Origin of the sequence: Sulfurimonas sp. (assembly GCF_027056685.1) — a bacterium.
Taxonomy (GTDB): domain Bacteria; phylum Campylobacterota; class Campylobacteria; order Campylobacterales; family Sulfurimonadaceae; genus Sulfurimonas.
In genome coordinates, this window is sequence record NZ_JALUKE010000114.1 from 1 (window position 1) to 17,800 (window position 17,800).

Genomic DNA, 17,800 nt, shown 5'->3' on the forward strand with positions numbered 1-17,800 from the left:
CAGCATAGGCAATATTACACCGGAAAAATTTTACAAAAAGCGTTTCTCTTATCAGATAGACCTTTACCTTAATGCACATGAAGTGCTTGATTTGCGTGCTGGGTATTATGATAAATTTTATAAAAGCACAAAACCCTACACTACACTCAAATTTTTAAAAAATGGGAAAACCGTGAGTCACTGGGCAAAAGCTTATAGAGGTATAGTGCTGCGTGAAATAGCAAAACATAATATTGTGAGCATAGAAGCATTTATGCAACTTGAGATTGAAGGTTTAAATGTCGCTGAGATAAAAGTGATAAAAAACAAAACAGAAATTGTTTATAATATAGTAGAGTAGGAGAAAATATGCAAGATTCACAAGAGTACAAAAAGAAAAAAGCCTTTTTTGAGAAAATTATTACCCTTTATGGGCGTAATGTTGTTGTAGAGATGCTCCAAGACAACTCTATAGAAATTCACAAGCTCCATATGGCAAGTTCAAACAAGCCAGACGGTGCTATTAAAAAGATACTGCGTTTAGCTAAAGAGAGAAATATTGAAATCACCCATCACGACAAAAATACTCTCTCTCGAATCTCTAAAAACGCCAAACAAGATCAGGGTGTTGCCATAGACATCATTTCCAAGAGCTACCTAAACGCAGCAAAGCTCAAAGAGTTCAACTCCTTTCGTCTTATTGCTCTTGATGGCATACACAACCCGCAAAATCTTGGAATGATTATCCGTTCATGTGCAGCGGGAAATATTGATGGGATTATCTTACCAAAAAAGAACTCTGCAAAGATTTCCCCACTTGTCGTTAAAGCAAGTGCAGGTACACTTTTCAAACTTCCTATTTATTTTTGTGACAAACTTGAAGATGTACTCAAAGATCTGCACGAAACAGATATATATGCTCTTTCATTAGAAGCAGATGAGAGTCTTTACAATGTAAAAGAGGGGAAGAAGTCTCTTTATGTTTTAGGAAATGAGAGTGAAGGCGTCAGCGAAGAAGTTGCTGCACTCTGTAATAAAAAACTCATAATCCCAATGCAAAGAGATGTAGAGTCACTCAATGTTGCCATCACGGCTGCACTCATTGCCTTTAAGTGCTAATCTTTATGAGAGCATAATCTCATAAGGACGTTGTATCTCACGAACTACCTCATCAACACTCATATGACGAGATTTACGCAAAAACTCTCTGCCATCTAAAAAGATAAGCACCGTAGGAATAGCAAAAACACCATAGTGTGCTGCTATCTCCTGCTCTAGTGATATATCTACACTTATAATTTTAAACTCTTTAAAGTTCCCCTCTATCGCTTCAAGCAGTTTTGGCTTGAGTGCATGGCAGACATTACAAGTCGGTGCTGAGAAGTAAAGCATCACCGCCAAATTTTCTTTTACTGTTTTTTCTATCTCTTGGATTCTATTCATAGTGAAATTATACAGTATAATTCTCTTATGAGTTCAATAATTTTAAGTATTTTAAGTATCTATGTCTTCATCGTTATGGGCTACATAGCCAAACGCAGCTTTAAAGATCAGATAGATGATAAAACCATTACACTCCTAAATGTCTACTTTTTACAGGTTTTTTTAACATTTTGGGGACTTTTACTGCACCCTGTCAACATCACTCTTCTTTATGCACCTTCTATCTATATTTTTATAGTCATTATAGCCCTCGTTGTCTCTGTGCTCTTTGCAAAAAAGCTCTTTGAGAACAAAAAAGAGTACTCCATAGCTATGGTTGCAGCGCTCATCGGCAATACTGGAAATCTTGGTATTCCTCTAAACATCGCCATTTTTGGTGAAGCTTCCATTCCATACACAACCGTGGTCAATCTGATGAATGTCTTTGTTGTTTATACTATTGGAGTCTATTTCTACTCACGGGGAACTTTTAGTGCCAAAGAGTCACTCAAAAATATTCTTAAACTTCCCATACTTTGGGCTGCGTTTATTGCCATCTCTTTAAGTGTTTATGGCTACCGTCCGAGTGATACCATAATGAGTATGCTAATGATGGGTGCCTATGCTTCCATGACAATGCAGCTCTTTTTATTTGGTATTTATCTCTATGGAACAAAAATTCGTGAGATTAACAGAACCCTCATTGGCTGGGTCACCGTGTTCAAGTTCTTACTTCTACCACTGCTTGCTTTTGTCGTGCTCTCATTTATAGAGCTTAATGGCATGATAAAGGGCATTATATTTATTGAGCTGCTTATGCCTTTGGCAGTGGCAAATGTCAATCTCTCTTCACTTTATGATTGCGAACCAAAAATAGTCACAGCCCTCGTACTCATAACATCTCTGCTCTTTTTGGGTGTTATCTTTGTAGGTGTCAAACTCCTTAGCTTCCTCTAAGAGGAGCAACTGAGTTTTCTGTTTTTTGCATACTCAGGCGTCGGCTTTGTTAAATTTTCCAACTCAGGATGCTCGTCAAATGGTGCAAGTGCTACTTTCAAAAGCTCTTGCACCATCCTAAACTCTCCACGCTCAGCTTTTAGTATTGCTTCTTGGAGCAGATGATTCTTAAGAATGTATTTTGGATTCTTTTGCAGCATCATCTTCTCTCGCTGCGTTTGACTAAGCTTCTCTTTTTCTAAACGCAGAGTATAGGCATCAAGCCACTCATCTAATGGTGCTCTGTAAACGCAACTATCGAGTATGGGCGATTTGTCTCCATCATAGCGTGAGAGTTTACGGAAAAAACCGTTGTAGTCTATGACAGAACTCTCTAAAGCCCCCAACATCCACTCCATCAGTTGTGCATCTTCTGCATCCGTTTCAACAAGTCCCATACGCCCATATATCAATGAACGATATTCTCGCTCATATACAGCTGAAAACATCTCATCAAGCACCAGTAAAGAAGCTTCATGGCTCACAATAGGAGAAAGTGCACGAGCCAACTGTGCCAAGTTCCACTTTGCAATACCTGGCTGATTTTTAAAGCTGTAGCGCCCTTCGACATCAGAGTGGTTACAAATATAGTTCGCATCATAATCATCCAAAAATGCAAAAGGACCATAGTCAATGGTTCTACCATCTATGGACATATTATCTGTATTCATCACTCCATGGTTAAAACCATAAGTCTGCCATTTTGCTACAGTTCGGGCAGTGTTTCCCACTACTTTAGCATACATTTTCAAGTAGCGTCCCTCTTCATTTTCAAGTTCAGGAAATGACTCGGCTATGACATAATCGGCAAGCTCTTGGAGTTTGTCATATTCCCCCTTTGCATAAAAATACTCAAAAGTTCCAAATCGTATCCATGTAGGAGATAAACGCAGCACTATTGCCCCACTCTCCCAGCGCTCACGCGCAACTTTTGTCTCGCTTCCGATGAGGGCTAAAGCACGTGAAGTCTCAATACCGAGCCCGTGCATCGCCTCACTCATCAAAAACTCACGGACGCTCGAGCGCAACACCGCCCTGCCATCACCTTGTCGTGAATAGAGTGTCAAACCTGCACCTTTTAGCTGCAAATTTTGCCCATTTACCTTACCAAGATTTATGGCGCGTCCATCACCAAGTCGCTCTACAAAGTAGCCAAACTGGTGTCCAGCATAACACATCGAGAAGAAGCGGGAGTTCTCAAGCTGCATTTGTGCATTTACAATAGAGAGTAATTTTTCATCACTATAAAGATTTTCATCTACCCCTAAAAGTTTTGCTGCATCTTGTGAGGCTGTAATGAGAAAAGGATTTTCAAGCGGCATAGGTTCAGCCATGTCGTAAAAGAGTGGCGAAAGTGAAAGATAGGGTGTTGTTAGTTTTAAGTCAGAAAATTTCATAAGCTACTTTTATCAACTCTTGCATTAAAAAGAGCTACTTTGAAAAACTAACTCAAATTCTTCTAAAAACTTTTAAGAAAAAAAGATTACACTAAAACTATGAATAAAAACCTACAAATCGTATTTGATTACCATGAACGAACAAAACACTCACACCAAAGATATGCCAAATCACTTGGCTACATGGACTGGGCAACACAACCTGACCCTTTTCGAGAGTACAAAGGCGCAAAGCAAATATTACTTCCTATTGCGTTAAAGAACCCTACTCCACCCTACTCACTCCTTGATGAGGAGCTTCCAGACGCACCCCTGCTCAAAGAGTCACTCTCACAACTTCTGCAGTTCTCACTTGGTATTGCCGCATGGAAAAGCTCAGATGGCAACTCTTGGGCAGTGCGTTGTAACGCTTCAAGTGGAAACTTACACCCGACAGAGAGCTATCTTGTTTTACCGCCAATGATGGGCAGTGAAAAAAGTACCGTTATGCACTACGCTCCAAAAGAGCACACTTTAGAACAACTTGCTGTGTTTAGCACTAATTTTTGGCAAGGTTTACCACAAGAGAGCTTTTTACTTGGGCTCTCAAGTATCCCATGGAGGGAAGCTTGGAAGTATGGCGAACGCGCTTTTCGTTATACGCAACTCGATGCTGGGCACGCTTACAATGCACTTGCAGTTTCAGCCAAACTTTTAGGCTGGAAGCTTACGCGCATCGACTCACTCAGTGATGCACAAATAGAGAAACTTTTTGGACTCTCTCAAAAAGAGCGCTTTTTTGAAGAGGAGATAGCAGATATGCTTTTTATCGTCTCCAAAAAGTCCTGCAATCCTTTACACGACTTCACATCACTTTTGAAAGATTTACCGCAGCAGTATGAAGGCATAGCAAACAGACTTAGCCCCTCAATGCATGAATGGGAGATTATTCCCCGTGTTGCAGCTGCAACAGCAGAACGCTCAAAAGCTCTACCACTCATACATCAAGCCTGTAGCGTCAAACGAGCACCTACCAAAGAGGCAAAAGAGGTCATACTTAAACGCAGAAGCATTCATGTAATGGACAAAGAAGAGTCACGCATCTCGGCAGAGCAGTTTCATACCCTGCTAAACGCAGCGATATGTTCACAAGATGGCAGAGTAAACGCAGCACATCTACTTTTGTTTGTCCATCGCGTAGCCGAGTACAAACAAGGACTTTACATACTTGTGAGAGAAGAATCTGCTCTACATGAGCTGCAAAAAGAGTTCAAAGAAGAGTTTTTATGGCAAAAGACATCATATAAAAACCTCTACCTACTAGAAATAGAAGACTACACAGAAGCCTCAAAAATCATTAGCTGTAATCAAGCCATAGCAAGTGATGGAGCTTTTTCGCTGGGAATGCTCTGCAGATATGCAGAGGAACTTTTAGAGTGTGACGCGCACCGATACAAAGAGCTCTACTGGGAGTGTGGAGCCATAGGACAGCAACTCTATCTTGAAGCTACATCACTTGGTCTTTCAGGAACAGGCATAGGATGTTTTTTAGATGATTTGGTACATAAGCAAATATTGGGGATGAAGAACAATAGCTACCAGTCACTCTACCATTTTACGATTGGACGGGGATATGTAGATAATAGAATCCAAACGCAGCAAGCATACAAAAGAGGCTAATAAGCCTCTTTTTATTTAATTCTCTCTAAAATAGCATCAACAGTAAAGCCAAATTTCTCAAAGAGTTGTCCCGCAGGTGCTGATGCACCGAAAGTGTCCATACCTATTACTTCATCTGCAAAACGGTACCACTCAAGTCCGCGTGCAGCTTCTATAGCTACTTTTTTCGTATCAGGAATGATAATTTCATCAATGTAAGATTGCTCTTGCTCTATAAAAAGGTCATAACACGGTACACTTACAACATTGGCAGGAACACCTTTTTCATTGAGTGCCTCTTTTGTTTTAAGTGCAAGTTCTACTTCACTTCCTGATGCCATAAGTGTAATGACTGCGTTTACATCGCTTGCAAGGAGGTATCCACCACGAGATGCTTCACCTTTAACCGCTTTTGGAAGAACTGCCAAAGATTGACGAGAGCATACAAAGGCTGATGGAGATTTACTCATCTGTAATGCTGTTTTCCACGCCTCTACATTTTCAGCACCATCAGCTGGACGCCATACATAGAAGTTTGGCAATGCACGGAACTGTGAGAGGTGTTCAATAGGCTGATGCGTCGGTCCATCTTCACCTACACCGATGCTGTCATGTGTCCAAACAAAAAATTGTTGAATACCGGCAAGGGCTGCAATACGCGTTGCAGGTTTTAAGTAATCTGAGAATACAAAGAAAGTTGATGTAAATGGTTTAAGCGGTCCATAAAGTGCCATAGCATTTGCAATGGAAGCCATAGCATGTTCACGAATACCAAAATAAATATTACGCCCTTTTGGATAGACCCCCATATCATTTAAGTATGTTTTATTTGATGGAGACAAATCTGCTGAACCACCTAAGAAACTTGGCACTGCACGAGCAATTACATTAAGAATTTTTCCATTTGTATTTCTTGTTGCATCAGCTTTATCAAACTCTGGCCACTCTATTCTTGAAAAATCAGGATTTTCTAGTGCTTTTAATGCCTCGTTTTGTTCCATTAACGGCACTGTCTTTTGTCTGTGAATCCACTCACGCTCTAGTAAATCACCCTCTTCAACAGCACATCTGAATCGTGCAAGTACATCATCATCGACAAAGAATTTTTTCTCAGGATCAAATCCTACTGCTTTTTTCCCTTCAGCAATCACCTCTTCACCAAGTGGTGCACCATGCGCATGATGCGAACCTTCTAATTTTCCAGCACCTTTTGCAATTATAGTATTTGCAATAATAAGCGTCGGTCTTGTGTTTGCTTTTGCAGTTGTAAGTGTCGCATCAATATCATCATAATCATGCCCATCACACTCTAAAACATCCCATCCTTGCGCTTCAAATCTCTCTGTAATGTTTTCACTAATACTCAAATCAGTTGTACCCTCAATGGTGATACGGTTTGAATCATAAATCAAAATTAAATTATCAAGCTTGTTATGTCCGGCAATAGAGCACGCTTCATAAGAGAGTCCCTCTTCAAGGTCACCATCACCACATAAACAGTAAACATTATGGTCAATTAAATCAGCCGTATCTGAATTTACTTGTGCCCCAACAAATTTTGAAGCCATAGAAAAACCAACTGCATTTGCCACACCCTGACCAAGTGGTCCTGTCGTGATTTCTATGCCTGCGGTATGTCCATACTCTGGATGCCCTGGAGTTTTTGAATCGAGTTGGCGGAACTCTTTTAAGTCTTCAAGTTCTAGTCCATAGCCCCAAAGATAGTACAAAGAGTAGATAAGCCCTGTCGCATGTCCACCTGAGAATACAAGTCTGTCACGGTTCAGCCATGCAGGATTTTTAGGGTTGTGATTTAAGTGTTCACTTAAAACTACCGCAATATCTGCAAGTCCCATCGGTGCACCCGGATGGCCTGAATTTGCCTTTTGAACCATATCGGCTGCTAAAAATCTAATAGTATCTGCCATCTTTTTGCGCATTTCATTATTCTTCATGTTGTTTTCTTCCTTTAAGTAGACTGCTTAGTGGGCTTTTTGAAGAGGCTCAGACCATAGGGAGGATTTGCCCTCGGAAAAAAGCTCACTAAGCAGTCGGTTTCTCATTTATTTGTGTCTGTTTATATATTTGGTTAATAGAGGTGACAATTCACTTTGTAAACTCTCATCAAAATTATCCATCTCTTGTAGTAATCTTTGTGCTAAAGCATTTGCCTCTTGCATTGCACGCTCAAAGCCCAAAATAGTTACAAAGCTATTTTTGTCTTCATCATTATGTGTCAGTTTACCAGCTTCTTGGCTCGATTGTGTTACATCTAAAATATCATCTTGTATTTGAAAGAGTAGTCCCAAATCAATTCCAAAATTATACAGTTTTTGTGCAACATCCTCACGCCCAACAATTATAGCACCCATCTTTAGTGAAGCGGCTATAAGTTTTGCAGTTTTATTTGTATGTAGAATCTTAATATCTTCGATTTGTAGCGGTCTGTTTTCAAAATAACAATCGATAGCTTGCCCGAGAACCATACCATTTAAACCGCCATTTCTTGCGAGTTCTCTTATAAGTTTGACTCTTGTCTCATCTGAGAATGGAGCATTTGAAAGTACTTCAAATGAATAGGTGTTTAGTGCATCTCCTACTAAAATGGCAGTTACTTCATCAAAAACCACATGTAAAGTAGGATTCCCACGGCGAAGTGGAGAGTCATCCATGGCAGGCAAATCATCGTGAATAAGTGAATAGGTATGTAAGAGTTCTATCGCATAGGCAGCGTAACGGGCAGAGTCGAGCATTAAAGGGTTATATGCATTCACAACACCTAGTAAAAGTGCAGGACGAAAACGCTTGCCGCCAGCTTTAAGCATATTTTGCAAAGCATCCTCATAATGGGGATGGATACTCTTTGATGTTGGTAAATTTTCTAGTAAAAATTGCTCGAAGTTTTGCATGTAAAATTTTAGTCTTTTTCTACTTAATATTTACAAAAAATTGGAACTTATTGCGTTCAAAAAGCAATGAAGAGTAGTCTTTATATTTTTCTATATACAGACGCAGTTGTTCTTGGTTATTTACTGCGACTGCGTTTACTTTTATAAGTTTATCACCGACTTTTAAGCCATAATTCTTAAAGCTCCCATAAAGCCGTGTAATATGAAGAGCTTTATCAAAATATATCCCTTTTTGTTCTAAAAAAGTATCACTAAGATAACCACCGCCATATCTCTTATGAATTTTCACTTTAAATGTTATAAATTTTGTATCTCTTTTAATTGTTACACTATGTTTTGAACCAATATCTGAAAAAAGAATCTTTCGCATAAGCTCTGCTGCATTGCCTATTTTCTTACCATCGTATAGTATTATATAATCTCCCTTTTTAAAAGGATTATTTTTTATAAAAGGGTCACTAGCAGTTACAAGTACAGAGCCATTTTTATTCTCTTTAACTCTTATACCAATATCTCCATAAACAACTTTTTTTGCATTGAGAAAATGTTTTAAGTAAGCTTTTTTAATGATGCCATTAGAAGTAACAATTCCCTCAAGTGAACAGCAACTATTTAAAATAAGTGCTGCTTTAGATAAAGAGGCACTATATTTTCCAAAAGAGTCAAGCCCTATCTGTTTTTTTATAAATTTACCTGCTTTTGCTTCATGTGCATTTACAATTGCGGTATGAAGTTGAAGTTTATTATCAAAAGTGAATGGGTATCTAAAATTAGTTCTATCTTCTATAAGATAGAGTGACAAAAAAGGGTCATATTTAACTATTGCTGCGTTTGGAATTTGCCGTGAATAAACAATGCGTTGATGATTTTTCACCACTACTGCAGGTCTGTTTTTGTAAATTGATTGTGAGTCTTTTATTTTATGAATACAAGAAGAAAAAGTGCCATCACAGGCATAAAGAGAGAGTAAAAAGAGTTGTGCGAGGATAAATAGGCGTAACACCTACTTGTTTCCGCCAGATGGATTTAAAGTACCTAAACCACCAAGCATGCCCATTGCACTATTTTGTTGGTTCTGCTGTACCATTTTATTTGCATCATTCATCGCTCCGATGAGCAGAATTTGCAGGGAGTCTTTGTCAGAGAGTAGCTCATCATCAATGTTCAAATCAACAACCTCACCCTTGCCATTTACAGTGAGTTCAATCATTCCACCGCCACTTTTAACGCTGAATGTTTTAGACTCAAGTTCTTCTTGAAGTTTTGCAGCATTCTCTTGCATCCCTTCAAGCATCTTTCCCATATCGCCTAAATTTGTAAACATTACAAAATCCTTATTAAATCTCGTCGTGGATTGCGTCTATATTGTTCTCATCATTCAAAAGAACAACTTTTGGCTTATAGCTCTCTAAATCTTTTTCATCATAAGTAGCGTATGCAACTATGATAACTTTATCACCTTTATGAACTTTACGCGCTGCCGCACCATTTAAACAAATATCTCGTTTACCGCGTTCACCTAAAATGATATATGTAGAGAAACGCTCACCATTATTGATATTTAAAATTTCTACCTTTTGTCCAACTCTCATCTTTGAAGCTTCTAAAAGCTCCTCATCTATTGTAATCGATCCAACATAGTTTAGATTGGCATCTGTAACAGTAGCACGATGAATTTTGCTGTACAACATCTCGATGGTCATTTATTATCTACCCATCTGCTTTTGCATATCAGCTGGTGAGATTGGTGCATCCCACATCTCTTCATCAATGACATACTCTTCAACAACATTCCCACCGATTATGTGATCAGCAACGATTTTGTCGATTTTCTCTTTTGTAAGACCTACATACATTGTATGACCAGGCTCTACTAGCATGACAGGACCAGCTGAACAACGATTCATACATGAAGTACGAATAGGTTGTACTGTTCCCATTACACCCTCTTGCATCAATTTTTGTGCAAGATATTGAAATAGATCCTGTGTTTGTGGTGTTACACAAGATGGTTTTGGCATACCGGGAGGAGCTGACTGCTCACATTTAAATATATAAAATGCTGGTTGAGGGATTCCCATAAACTAGTCCTTAATTTTTTGCGCAATTATACCGAAATAATGCATAAAGTGTCTAACATACTAAGATAAGTTTATATTTTTAAGCTTATCTGCAACTTTTTAGATATAATTTTACAAATAATATTAAAGGCTTTATTTGAAAAATTTTATACTTTTATTAACACTTTTTAGTTTTACTGCTTTATCTGCAAATACAAACGATATTTATATAGGATTTGGATTCGCAAGGGTAAATGAAACACTTGCACCATATTTAAGAAGTAAAAAAACAACAATTCCAAACTCTGAAGTCTCACTCAAAATTGGATATGGAAAAAGAAGTTCTTATGCAGCTGAATTTTCTATAAATTATCTACAAAATCACTCAAAATATTATGCACAGGGTGATGCACAAAAGCTTGGATTTAATGTCTCTCTACTCAAGGCTTATGACTTTGGTATTTATATCAATCCTTATCTAAAAGTCGGTTTTGGAGCAGGAATGTTAAAAACAGCTGCAGACACTAATAATCAATCACTTACTTATGGGAATTTTCATGCAGGTGCTGGATTTTTTATACCACTTTCAAAACAAATGGACATTGAAGTAGCATACCAATACAGATATATCTCTTACGAAAAGATAAAATTAGACAATGCATCTAACCCAACTTCTCATCTAAACGCAGTCTATACTGGATTTAATATTAGATTTTAAAAGGAGCTAAATATTTAAAAGCTCTTTTACAACCTCTCGATCATCAAAAGGGAATTTTTTATCATATATTATCTGATAACTCTCGTCCCCTTTTCCTAAAATAACAACAACCTCTTCATCCTCTTGAGAATCAAGTGCCATCTCTATTGCTTTTTTTCTGTTGAGTTCTACTACAACATTGGTTGTGTCTTGAATACCTGCAACTATTTCATCTGCTATTGTCTGAGGATCTTCATTTCGTGGATTATCACTTGTAATAAAAAGTTTTTTTGCCAAACTTGCCCCAACACGCCCCATAATAGGACGCTTACTTTTGTCTCTATCACCACCTGCACCAAAAACCACTATAAGTTCTTTCTCTTTGAGTGCATTTAATACTTGTTGCATTCCATCAGGTGTATGTGCAAAATCAACTATGACATTAGGCACTGCGCATACCTGTTCCATTCTTCCACTTACTCCTGCAAAATTATCTACTACATCTGCTATCTCTTCTAAAGATTTATCTGTGATAAGATGCGTTGCAGATATAGCTGCCATAAGGTTGTAAAGATTAAAAAATCCATGTAAAGAGGCGGTAAAAGGGACTATCTCTTGAAAATGTTGGATAATTCCACTTGAACCATCATTCAAAGAGTATGCCATAAGTCTATATGTTGCAGGATTTTCAATACCATAAGTATAAGCATTTTTAAAGTTAAACGCAGCCTTTACTTCATCTTTATTTATAAGCTTTTTTCCTTCATCTTGAAAAAAACTATTTTTTACTTTTATATATTCCTCTATAGTGTGATGATAATCAAGATGATCTTGCGTGATATTTGTAAGGATTTTAAGTGAAAAATTTAAGCCCTCAATGCGTTTCTGCTCTATCGCATGTGAACTAACTTCCATAATAAAATAGTCACATCCAGCTTGTACAGCTTGGTAAATGTGTTTATAAGTATTTAAAACAGATGGTGTTGTAAGTGTCTTTCCCTCACATACTTCATCATTCATAAAAAGACCACGAGTCCCTTGCATAGCAGCTTTATAACCTAAATCAAGTAAAAAAGAGTAAATTGCACTTGCAGTAGTCGTTTTACCATTTGTTCCCGTAATGCCAACTATTTTTATTTTATCAATACCAAAAAGTGTTGCTATATCTTGAATATTTATAACCGAATATGCACCATTATCTTGTGCATTTTGTAAATATTTTTTATTTTGATAAGTAAGCACAAATGCAGTCTCACTATCACACTTTTGTGAATTTTCGGTTACATATCTGTAAGACTGCTCTGGTAGCTCAATTTTCAACACTGTCACCTTTTATCAATTTTTTTAAAAGAGTTCTTAAAACTTTCTCTGTAGGGTAAATACTTAAAGCATTTTCCAAATAAGTTAAAGCCATTTCAGAGAAACCGTTTGCTATAAGCTTGTCTAAAAAGTCTATAAAATCCTCTTTTTTAGTAATAATTACACGAGTAGAAAACATAATATTTTCAAAGACTTCTTTAAAATTACCATTTTCCTCTATTAAATGTTTAAAATCACTATAGAGAATTCCATCTTCAAACTCTAAGCGTTCTCTTAAAGGTTCCGAAAAGACTTCACTTAAGCGTTCTAAAGAGCCATCCATACTCTCTAAAATTTCACTCATTACAATATCTGCCTGCTCTTTATCTTCTTCTTTTAAAACTTCATAATAATCAAAAAGAGCTTCAGCACCATCTTCACCGCTCAGTGCCATTTCTGAAAGAATCACACCATTAAATGCCTCTTTAGAATTTGGATAGTTTTGCAATACTTCTGCAAATTTTGACAAGGCACTCTTATACTCTGCTCTTGTAAAACTCTCTTTTGCTTGTGATAATATTTTATATTTACTTACTCTACTCATTGTCTTCTTTTGTGGCACTCAATACCTATACTATAAACTTTCAATGTCGTGTTCCATGCCTACAGGCACATTCACAACGGTAATTTCTGGGTGTATATCCATTCGAAGTTGTCTTTCAACTCCATACTTAAGTGTACTCCCACTACTTGCACAGCCAATACATGCACCTTTGAGTTGTACATATACGCTACCATTTTTCACAGTAATAAAATCTATATCTCCACCATCTAATGCTAGTGATGGTCTTACTTTTTCTATTACCGCTTTTACTGGTTCCAATAACTCTTCATCTGAAAATGGTATCATCTCTATCCTTTTGGCTCTTAATTATCATTTGTTTTTCATAAAATATGACAAAATCGCTTAACAACTCATAAAATATAAATTTACTTAATAGACTTCTTGCAAAACTTAGATATGTTTCAGCAATTTATAGAGAGTTTTAATCAAGGCAGATGTTCTTCAGCGTAGCCGTAGCTACGGTGAAGGTTATCTAACGCAGAGTAAAGCTCTCTATAAATTACCCAAAGGGAGGAATAAAAAAAGCGAACTTGCACAAAACTTTTTCTCACCGTAGCTACAGCTACGCTTTAAAAAAGATTTTGCACAATTTCATCTTTTTTTCTTTCCTCTGAAACATATCTAAGTTCTGCAAGAAGTCTAATTTTTTAAAGTGAGTATTTCCTGTACATAGGTCGGTCTTTTCATACCAACGACAATATAGTCAATATCTTTTTGTTCAAGTAAAAACTCCAAAGCACACTCTTGAAGTTTTTTATCACACTCTTTAAAAACATCTTTTAGCTCTGTTCTCAAACGCAGCGAACACTCATACGCTACAGTTTTTCTATACTCAACTAAAAAGAGTTCGATGTATCTTAATAAATCTTCCAAAGCACTTTTATCTATATTTTGCAAAGCTTTTTGAATATGAGGCATAATTTGCGTTATTAAAAAAGTGTCATACTCCCCAACCCATCCAAATTTATGTTTGTTCATATCCATTTGCTCTATTATATTGTACAAAGGTTTTAGCAACTTATCATCACTCACCTCTAATAATTCATTAAGGTAGTAATCGTATTCTCTACTGTTTTCATAATCAGCTAAGCGAAACGTTAAATTATTATAGTGTGCATTAAGAGGTCTAGTTGCAAGCACTCGCAAGCCATTTTTTTTTGCCCATTTTGCACATTTGAGTCCATCTTGTTCTAAAATATTTATAGCTAATTCAATTGTAGAAAAGCTATGCGTCGTATGTCCAAGCTTATGAGCCGCCTTTTGTGCCAATTGAATCAGATCTTCATATGGCAAAAAATCTACAGCATCACTCTTTTTTGAGAAGTTATCTGAAGAGATGCCATACGAGTCTATTTTTCCATTTTCTACTTCTTCTTCAAGAGCAGAAAACATATTAAAAATATGCTCATACATGGCATCAAGCATCGCATCTTTTGGCATCTCTTTATTTATTGCATCATATAAAAAATATTCAGGATTTTGAAAAAGATAGCAATCTATTTTTGTTTGATTTAGTCTTTGAAGTGATTTATCTAACTCTTTAGCTAAGGACTCTTTCGTCTCAACATAGTTACATTTACTAATGATTTTTACTCTATTGCGTATAGCATCTGGAGTACGGTCAAGAACATAGCCAATAGCACGCTCTGCCCCACCATCGGTATAATCTGAAGCCGTATCTATCAACTCGATTCCGCCCTCAATTGCCTCTTTTAGTGCTTCAATGTGGAGTGGATTTTGATCTGTAATTCTGTAAGTTCCAAATGCGAAAGTACTCATTATTTTATCCTGAAAAGTATTTTAGAATTGGGAATTTTTTGTAATTTGGAAAGATGTAGGGAAAAATCCCTACATTAGTAATTTATACTAATTCAATAAACGCCATTGGTGTAGCATCACCACGACGAATACGAGTTCTAGTAATTCTAGTATATCCACCAGCACGATCAACATACTTAGGAGCTAACTCATTTACTAAAGTTTTTGTTGCTTCTTTACTTTGAAGCGCAGCGAATACTGCTCTGTGTGCATTTGAGTCATTACTACCAGCAGTAGTAATTAATTTCTCAACATAAGAACGAAGTTCTTTTGCTTTTACAGCAGTAGTTTCAATTTTACCATGTTCTATTAACGAAATACTAAGGTTCGCTAAAAGTGCCTTACGGTGAGCACTTGTACGACCTAGTTTACGATATCCATGACGATGTCTCATATCTATTCCTCTTTATTATGCCGTTATGCGGCTTCAATTTTCTTTTTTAATGCAGTTACTACGTCGTCAGCTAAATCAGCACCAACTTCGAAACCAAACTCTTGTACTTTCTCTACGATTTCATCATAAGATTTTTTTCCAAGATTTTTTACATTTTTAAGATCATTTGTACTCATAAGTACAATTTCACCTATTAATTTAATATTTGAGCGATCAAGACAGTTAAAACTACGCGCACTTAATCCTAAACTATCTATGTTAGTAGTTAGTTTTTTCAAATCTGGCGATTCTTCAACTCTCTCTATTGTTGCAGGGGCTTTAATATTAATCTCTGAATTAAATACTGCAAGTTGTGCATACATTACTTCAAGTGAATTTCTAAACGCATCTACAGGAGAGATTTGTCCATCAGTTCTAATGTTCATAACAACTCTTTCAAAGTTAGGGTTGTCTTCAACAAGAACATTTTCAATTTTATAAGTCGCACTTCTAACAGGAGTAAAGTAAGCATCTAAAGCAATATAATCATCATCAACTTCTTCCATAGTATCTTCACTTGCAACATAACCAATACCTTTGGCTACTTTTACACTAAAATTCAATGTAGAATCTTCATTTAGTGTCGCAAGAGGAGCATCTGGAGTCATAACATCAACATCATCATTACCAAGATCTGAACCTTTAATAGTACAAGGTCCAGCAAAACTGTAATTTATTTCAGTTTCATTTACATCACCATTTATTTTAAAACGAATCTCTTTAAGATTTAATATAAAATCAGAGATGTCTTCAAGCATACCACGAACAGAATCGAATTCATGTTTAGCTCCCTCGATTTTTATAGCTATTGGCGCATAGCCAACTGAGCTACTTAATAGAAAACGGCGAAGTGGATGTGCTAAAGAGATAGCATATCCAGATTCAAACGGATACGCCATTATGTTAGCTTCATTCTCACTAATTTGTTCTACCTCGAACTCTTGTGGAGCAAGTGGAGTAGTTTTAATTTTTTTCATATCTTTTACGCCTTTTATATTAATTATTATTTCGAGTAAAGTTCAACGATTAAACGTTCTTCAACTGGAATAACAACTTCATCACGCTCTGGTAAACGAGTAAAAATACCGAAAACTTTTTCAGCATCAATATCAACCCATGGAGCAAGACCAGTTTGATTTGTAAGTTCTATAGCGCGAACAATTTGATTGTTTGCTTTACTAGATTCACGAACTTCAATTTTTTGACCAACTTTAACACGGTAAGAAGGAATATCTAATTTTTTTCCATCTACTAAAATATGACCATGTGTTACAAGTTGACGTGCAAATCTACGAGTAGATGCAAATCCCATTCTGTAAACAACATTGTCTAATCTTTGTTCAATTAAAGTAACAAGGTTTGTACCTGTATTACCTTCACGGCGTCTTGCTTCAACGAAAAGAGCGTGGAATTGCTTTTCAGAAATACCATACATGAACTTCGCTTTTTGTTTCTCATTGAGTTGTAAACCATACTCAGAAACTTTTTTACGACGCTGACCGTGTTGTCCTGGACCATAAGGACGCTTCTCTAAAGCAGATTTTCCTGCTAAACGACGCTCACCTTTTAGGTTAAGGCTTACTCCAAATCTTCTTTCGATTTTTTCTACTGGACCTCTATATCTTGCCATCAGTAATCTCCTTAAACTCTACGGCGCTTAGGTGCGCGACAACCGTTGTGTGGTAATGGTGTAACATCTTTCATAAATGTAACAGTAATTCCCTCAATAGCTCCAACTGCTTTAACAGCAGTCTCACGACCTGAACCCGGACCTTGTACTTTAATACCAAGTTGTTTGATACCATGTACTTGTGCTTTTGCTACTGCATCTTCTACTGCAGCTTGTGCAGCAAATGGAGTTGATTTTTTAGAACCTTTAAATCCTAAAGAACCAGCTGAACTCCAAGCAATCATATTACCCATTTCATCTGTAATTGTTACAAGTGTATTGTTAAATGATGCTGCAATATGAACGATACCACGAGCTACATTTTTCTTTACTACTTTTTTTCTAACAGCTTTTCTTTTTGCCATACTATAATTCCTTATGCTGCGCCGACAGTTTTGCGTTTACCCTTACGAGTACGCGCATTTGTCTTAGTTTTTTGACCACGGCATGGAAGACCACGACGGTGACGAAGACCACGATATGAACCAATGTCCATAAGTGCTTTAATATCCATAGCTACTTTTTTACGTAAATCACCTTCAACCATATGGTTTTCACGGATTTCAGCAGTAATTGCAGCTATATCAGCTTCATTAAGTTCAAAAACTCTTTTATTATAATCAATACTTGTAGCGTCTAATATTTGACGAGAAGCATGAAGACCTATTCCATAGATATATGTTAGACCATATTCTATACGTTTTTTCTTAGGTAAATCAACACCAGAAATACGAGCCATGGTTATCCTTGTCTCTGTTTATGTTTAGGGTTCTTGCAAATTACTCTTACAATTCCTCTTCTTTTGATAACTTTACAGTCATCACACATCTTCTTTACTGAAGCACGTACTTTCATAAG

At 36.8% G+C, this 17,800-nt stretch carries 23 protein-coding genes; 5 read left to right on the plus strand and 18 right to left on the minus strand.

Translation table 11 applies throughout. The features are described from left to right. Both yaaA and MVY38_RS04950 read left to right on the plus strand, forming a co-directional pair. A partial coding sequence (yaaA, locus tag MVY38_RS04945; protein ID WP_297484048.1) for a peroxide stress protein YaaA occupies nucleotides 1-340 on the plus strand: 340 nt, incomplete at its 5' end. A gap of 8 nt (nucleotides 341-348) precedes the next feature. Continuing rightward, nucleotides 349-1,098 carry an RNA methyltransferase gene (locus MVY38_RS04950; protein WP_297484049.1) on the plus strand — a complete coding sequence of 250 codons (750 nt, stop codon included), beginning with the start codon at nucleotides 349-351 and terminating at the stop codon, nucleotides 1,096-1,098. 3 nt (nucleotides 1,099-1,101) lie between these two features. Here MVY38_RS04950 and MVY38_RS04955 read toward each other — a convergent pair whose 3' ends face one another. After that, nucleotides 1,102-1,422 (minus strand): thioredoxin family protein, encoded by a 321-nt coding sequence (locus MVY38_RS04955; protein ID WP_297484050.1) that lies wholly within the window; start codon nucleotides 1,420-1,422, stop codon nucleotides 1,102-1,104. A 27-nt stretch (nucleotides 1,423-1,449) separates the two neighbouring features. Between MVY38_RS04955 and MVY38_RS04960 the strand changes: the two genes are divergently transcribed. Further along, nucleotides 1,450-2,358 carry an AEC family transporter gene (locus tag MVY38_RS04960; RefSeq protein WP_297484051.1) on the plus strand — a complete coding sequence of 303 codons (909 nt, stop codon included), beginning with the start codon at nucleotides 1,450-1,452 and terminating at the stop codon, nucleotides 2,356-2,358. Here the strand turns inward: MVY38_RS04960 and MVY38_RS04965 are convergent. After that, nucleotides 2,355-3,794 (minus strand): YdiU family protein, encoded by a 1,440-nt coding sequence (locus MVY38_RS04965; RefSeq protein ID WP_297484052.1) that lies wholly within the window; start codon nucleotides 3,792-3,794, stop codon nucleotides 2,355-2,357. The two genes, MVY38_RS04960 and MVY38_RS04965, sit on opposite strands and share 4 nt — an antisense overlap. A gap of 99 nt (nucleotides 3,795-3,893) precedes the next feature. Between MVY38_RS04965 and MVY38_RS04970 the strand changes: the two genes are divergently transcribed. After that, a complete protein-coding gene (locus MVY38_RS04970) occupies nucleotides 3,894-5,453 on the plus strand; it encodes a nitroreductase family protein (RefSeq protein WP_297484053.1) in 1,560 nt (519 codons plus the stop codon). 11 nt (nucleotides 5,454-5,464) lie between these two features. Here the strand turns inward: MVY38_RS04970 and tkt are convergent, their stop codons facing one another. The 6 genes from tkt to MVY38_RS05000 all read right to left on the minus strand — a co-directional run bounded on the left by tkt (nucleotide 5,465) and on the right by MVY38_RS05000 (nucleotide 10,422). Next, nucleotides 5,465-7,387: a transketolase gene (gene tkt, locus MVY38_RS04975; protein ID WP_297484054.1), complete on the minus strand. Its 1,923-nt coding sequence runs from the start codon at nucleotides 7,385-7,387 to the stop codon at nucleotides 5,465-5,467. Between the two features lie 108 nt (nucleotides 7,388-7,495). Next, complete coding sequence (locus tag MVY38_RS04980; protein ID WP_297484055.1) at nucleotides 7,496-8,341, minus strand: polyprenyl synthetase family protein; 846 nt, start codon at nucleotides 8,339-8,341, stop codon at nucleotides 7,496-7,498. A 19-nt stretch (nucleotides 8,342-8,360) separates the two neighbouring features. Continuing rightward, nucleotides 8,361-9,344 carry a PDZ domain-containing protein gene (locus tag MVY38_RS04985; protein WP_297484056.1) on the minus strand — a complete coding sequence of 328 codons (984 nt, stop codon included), beginning with the start codon at nucleotides 9,342-9,344 and terminating at the stop codon, nucleotides 8,361-8,363. Continuing rightward, complete coding sequence (locus tag MVY38_RS04990) at nucleotides 9,345-9,665, minus strand: YbaB/EbfC family nucleoid-associated protein (protein ID WP_297484057.1); 321 nt, start codon at nucleotides 9,663-9,665, stop codon at nucleotides 9,345-9,347. Between the two features lie 13 nt (nucleotides 9,666-9,678). Further along, nucleotides 9,679-10,044: an aspartate 1-decarboxylase gene (gene panD / locus MVY38_RS04995; protein ID WP_297484058.1), complete on the minus strand. Its 366-nt coding sequence runs from the start codon at nucleotides 10,042-10,044 to the stop codon at nucleotides 9,679-9,681. A 3-nt stretch (nucleotides 10,045-10,047) separates the two neighbouring features. Next, entirely contained in the window at nucleotides 10,048-10,422 is a 375-nt protein-coding gene (locus MVY38_RS05000) for a (2Fe-2S) ferredoxin domain-containing protein (RefSeq protein ID WP_297484059.1), read from the minus strand. A gap of 136 nt (nucleotides 10,423-10,558) precedes the next feature. Between MVY38_RS05000 and MVY38_RS05005 the strand changes: the two genes are divergently transcribed. After that, the gene (locus tag MVY38_RS05005; RefSeq protein ID WP_297484060.1) at nucleotides 10,559-11,119 is read left to right on the plus strand and encodes an outer membrane beta-barrel protein; all 561 of its coding nucleotides are present in this window, start codon (nucleotides 10,559-10,561) and stop codon (nucleotides 11,117-11,119) included. A 6-nt stretch (nucleotides 11,120-11,125) separates the two neighbouring features. Here the strand turns inward: MVY38_RS05005 and MVY38_RS05010 are convergent, their stop codons facing one another. From MVY38_RS05010 to rpmJ, 10 genes are all read right to left on the minus strand, one after another. Beyond that, a complete protein-coding gene (locus MVY38_RS05010; RefSeq protein WP_297484061.1) occupies nucleotides 11,126-12,418 on the minus strand; it encodes a UDP-N-acetylmuramoyl-L-alanyl-D-glutamate--2,6-diaminopimelate ligase in 1,293 nt (430 codons plus the stop codon). Continuing rightward, nucleotides 12,408-13,001, minus strand: a complete 594-nt coding sequence (locus MVY38_RS05015; RefSeq protein WP_297434697.1) for a hypothetical protein — start codon at nucleotides 12,999-13,001, stop codon at nucleotides 12,408-12,410. Before MVY38_RS05015 ends, MVY38_RS05010 begins: the two co-directional genes overlap by 11 nt. 30 nt (nucleotides 13,002-13,031) lie before the next feature. Further along, the gene (locus MVY38_RS05020; RefSeq protein ID WP_297434695.1) at nucleotides 13,032-13,307 is read right to left on the minus strand and encodes a NifU family protein; all 276 of its coding nucleotides are present in this window, start codon (nucleotides 13,305-13,307) and stop codon (nucleotides 13,032-13,034) included. A gap of 354 nt (nucleotides 13,308-13,661) precedes the next feature. Further along, nucleotides 13,662-14,801 (minus strand): aldo/keto reductase, encoded by a 1,140-nt coding sequence (locus tag MVY38_RS05025; protein WP_297484062.1) that lies wholly within the window; start codon nucleotides 14,799-14,801, stop codon nucleotides 13,662-13,664. Nucleotides 14,802-14,883: 82 nt separating this feature from the next. After that, nucleotides 14,884-15,234, minus strand: a complete 351-nt coding sequence (rplQ, locus tag MVY38_RS05030) for a 50S ribosomal protein L17 (protein ID WP_297484063.1) — start codon at nucleotides 15,232-15,234, stop codon at nucleotides 14,884-14,886. A 23-nt stretch (nucleotides 15,235-15,257) separates the two neighbouring features. Continuing rightward, entirely contained in the window at nucleotides 15,258-16,250 is a 993-nt protein-coding gene (locus MVY38_RS05035; protein WP_297484064.1) for a DNA-directed RNA polymerase subunit alpha, read from the minus strand. 26 nt (nucleotides 16,251-16,276) lie between these two features. Beyond that, nucleotides 16,277-16,903: a 30S ribosomal protein S4 gene (rpsD, locus tag MVY38_RS05040; protein WP_297434687.1), complete on the minus strand. Its 627-nt coding sequence runs from the start codon at nucleotides 16,901-16,903 to the stop codon at nucleotides 16,277-16,279. Nucleotides 16,904-16,914: 11 nt separating this feature from the next. After that, nucleotides 16,915-17,307, minus strand: a complete 393-nt coding sequence (rpsK, locus tag MVY38_RS05045) for a 30S ribosomal protein S11 (RefSeq protein WP_297434685.1) — start codon at nucleotides 17,305-17,307, stop codon at nucleotides 16,915-16,917. Between the two features lie 11 nt (nucleotides 17,308-17,318). After that, nucleotides 17,319-17,681 carry a 30S ribosomal protein S13 gene (gene rpsM / locus MVY38_RS05050; RefSeq protein ID WP_297484065.1) on the minus strand — a complete coding sequence of 121 codons (363 nt, stop codon included), beginning with the start codon at nucleotides 17,679-17,681 and terminating at the stop codon, nucleotides 17,319-17,321. A 2-nt stretch (nucleotides 17,682-17,683) separates the two neighbouring features. Then, on the minus strand, nucleotides 17,684-17,797 hold the full coding sequence (gene rpmJ, locus MVY38_RS05055; protein ID WP_041675103.1) for a 50S ribosomal protein L36: 114 nt from the start codon (nucleotides 17,795-17,797) through the stop codon (nucleotides 17,684-17,686). Nucleotides 17,798-17,800: the final 3 nt, after the last annotated feature.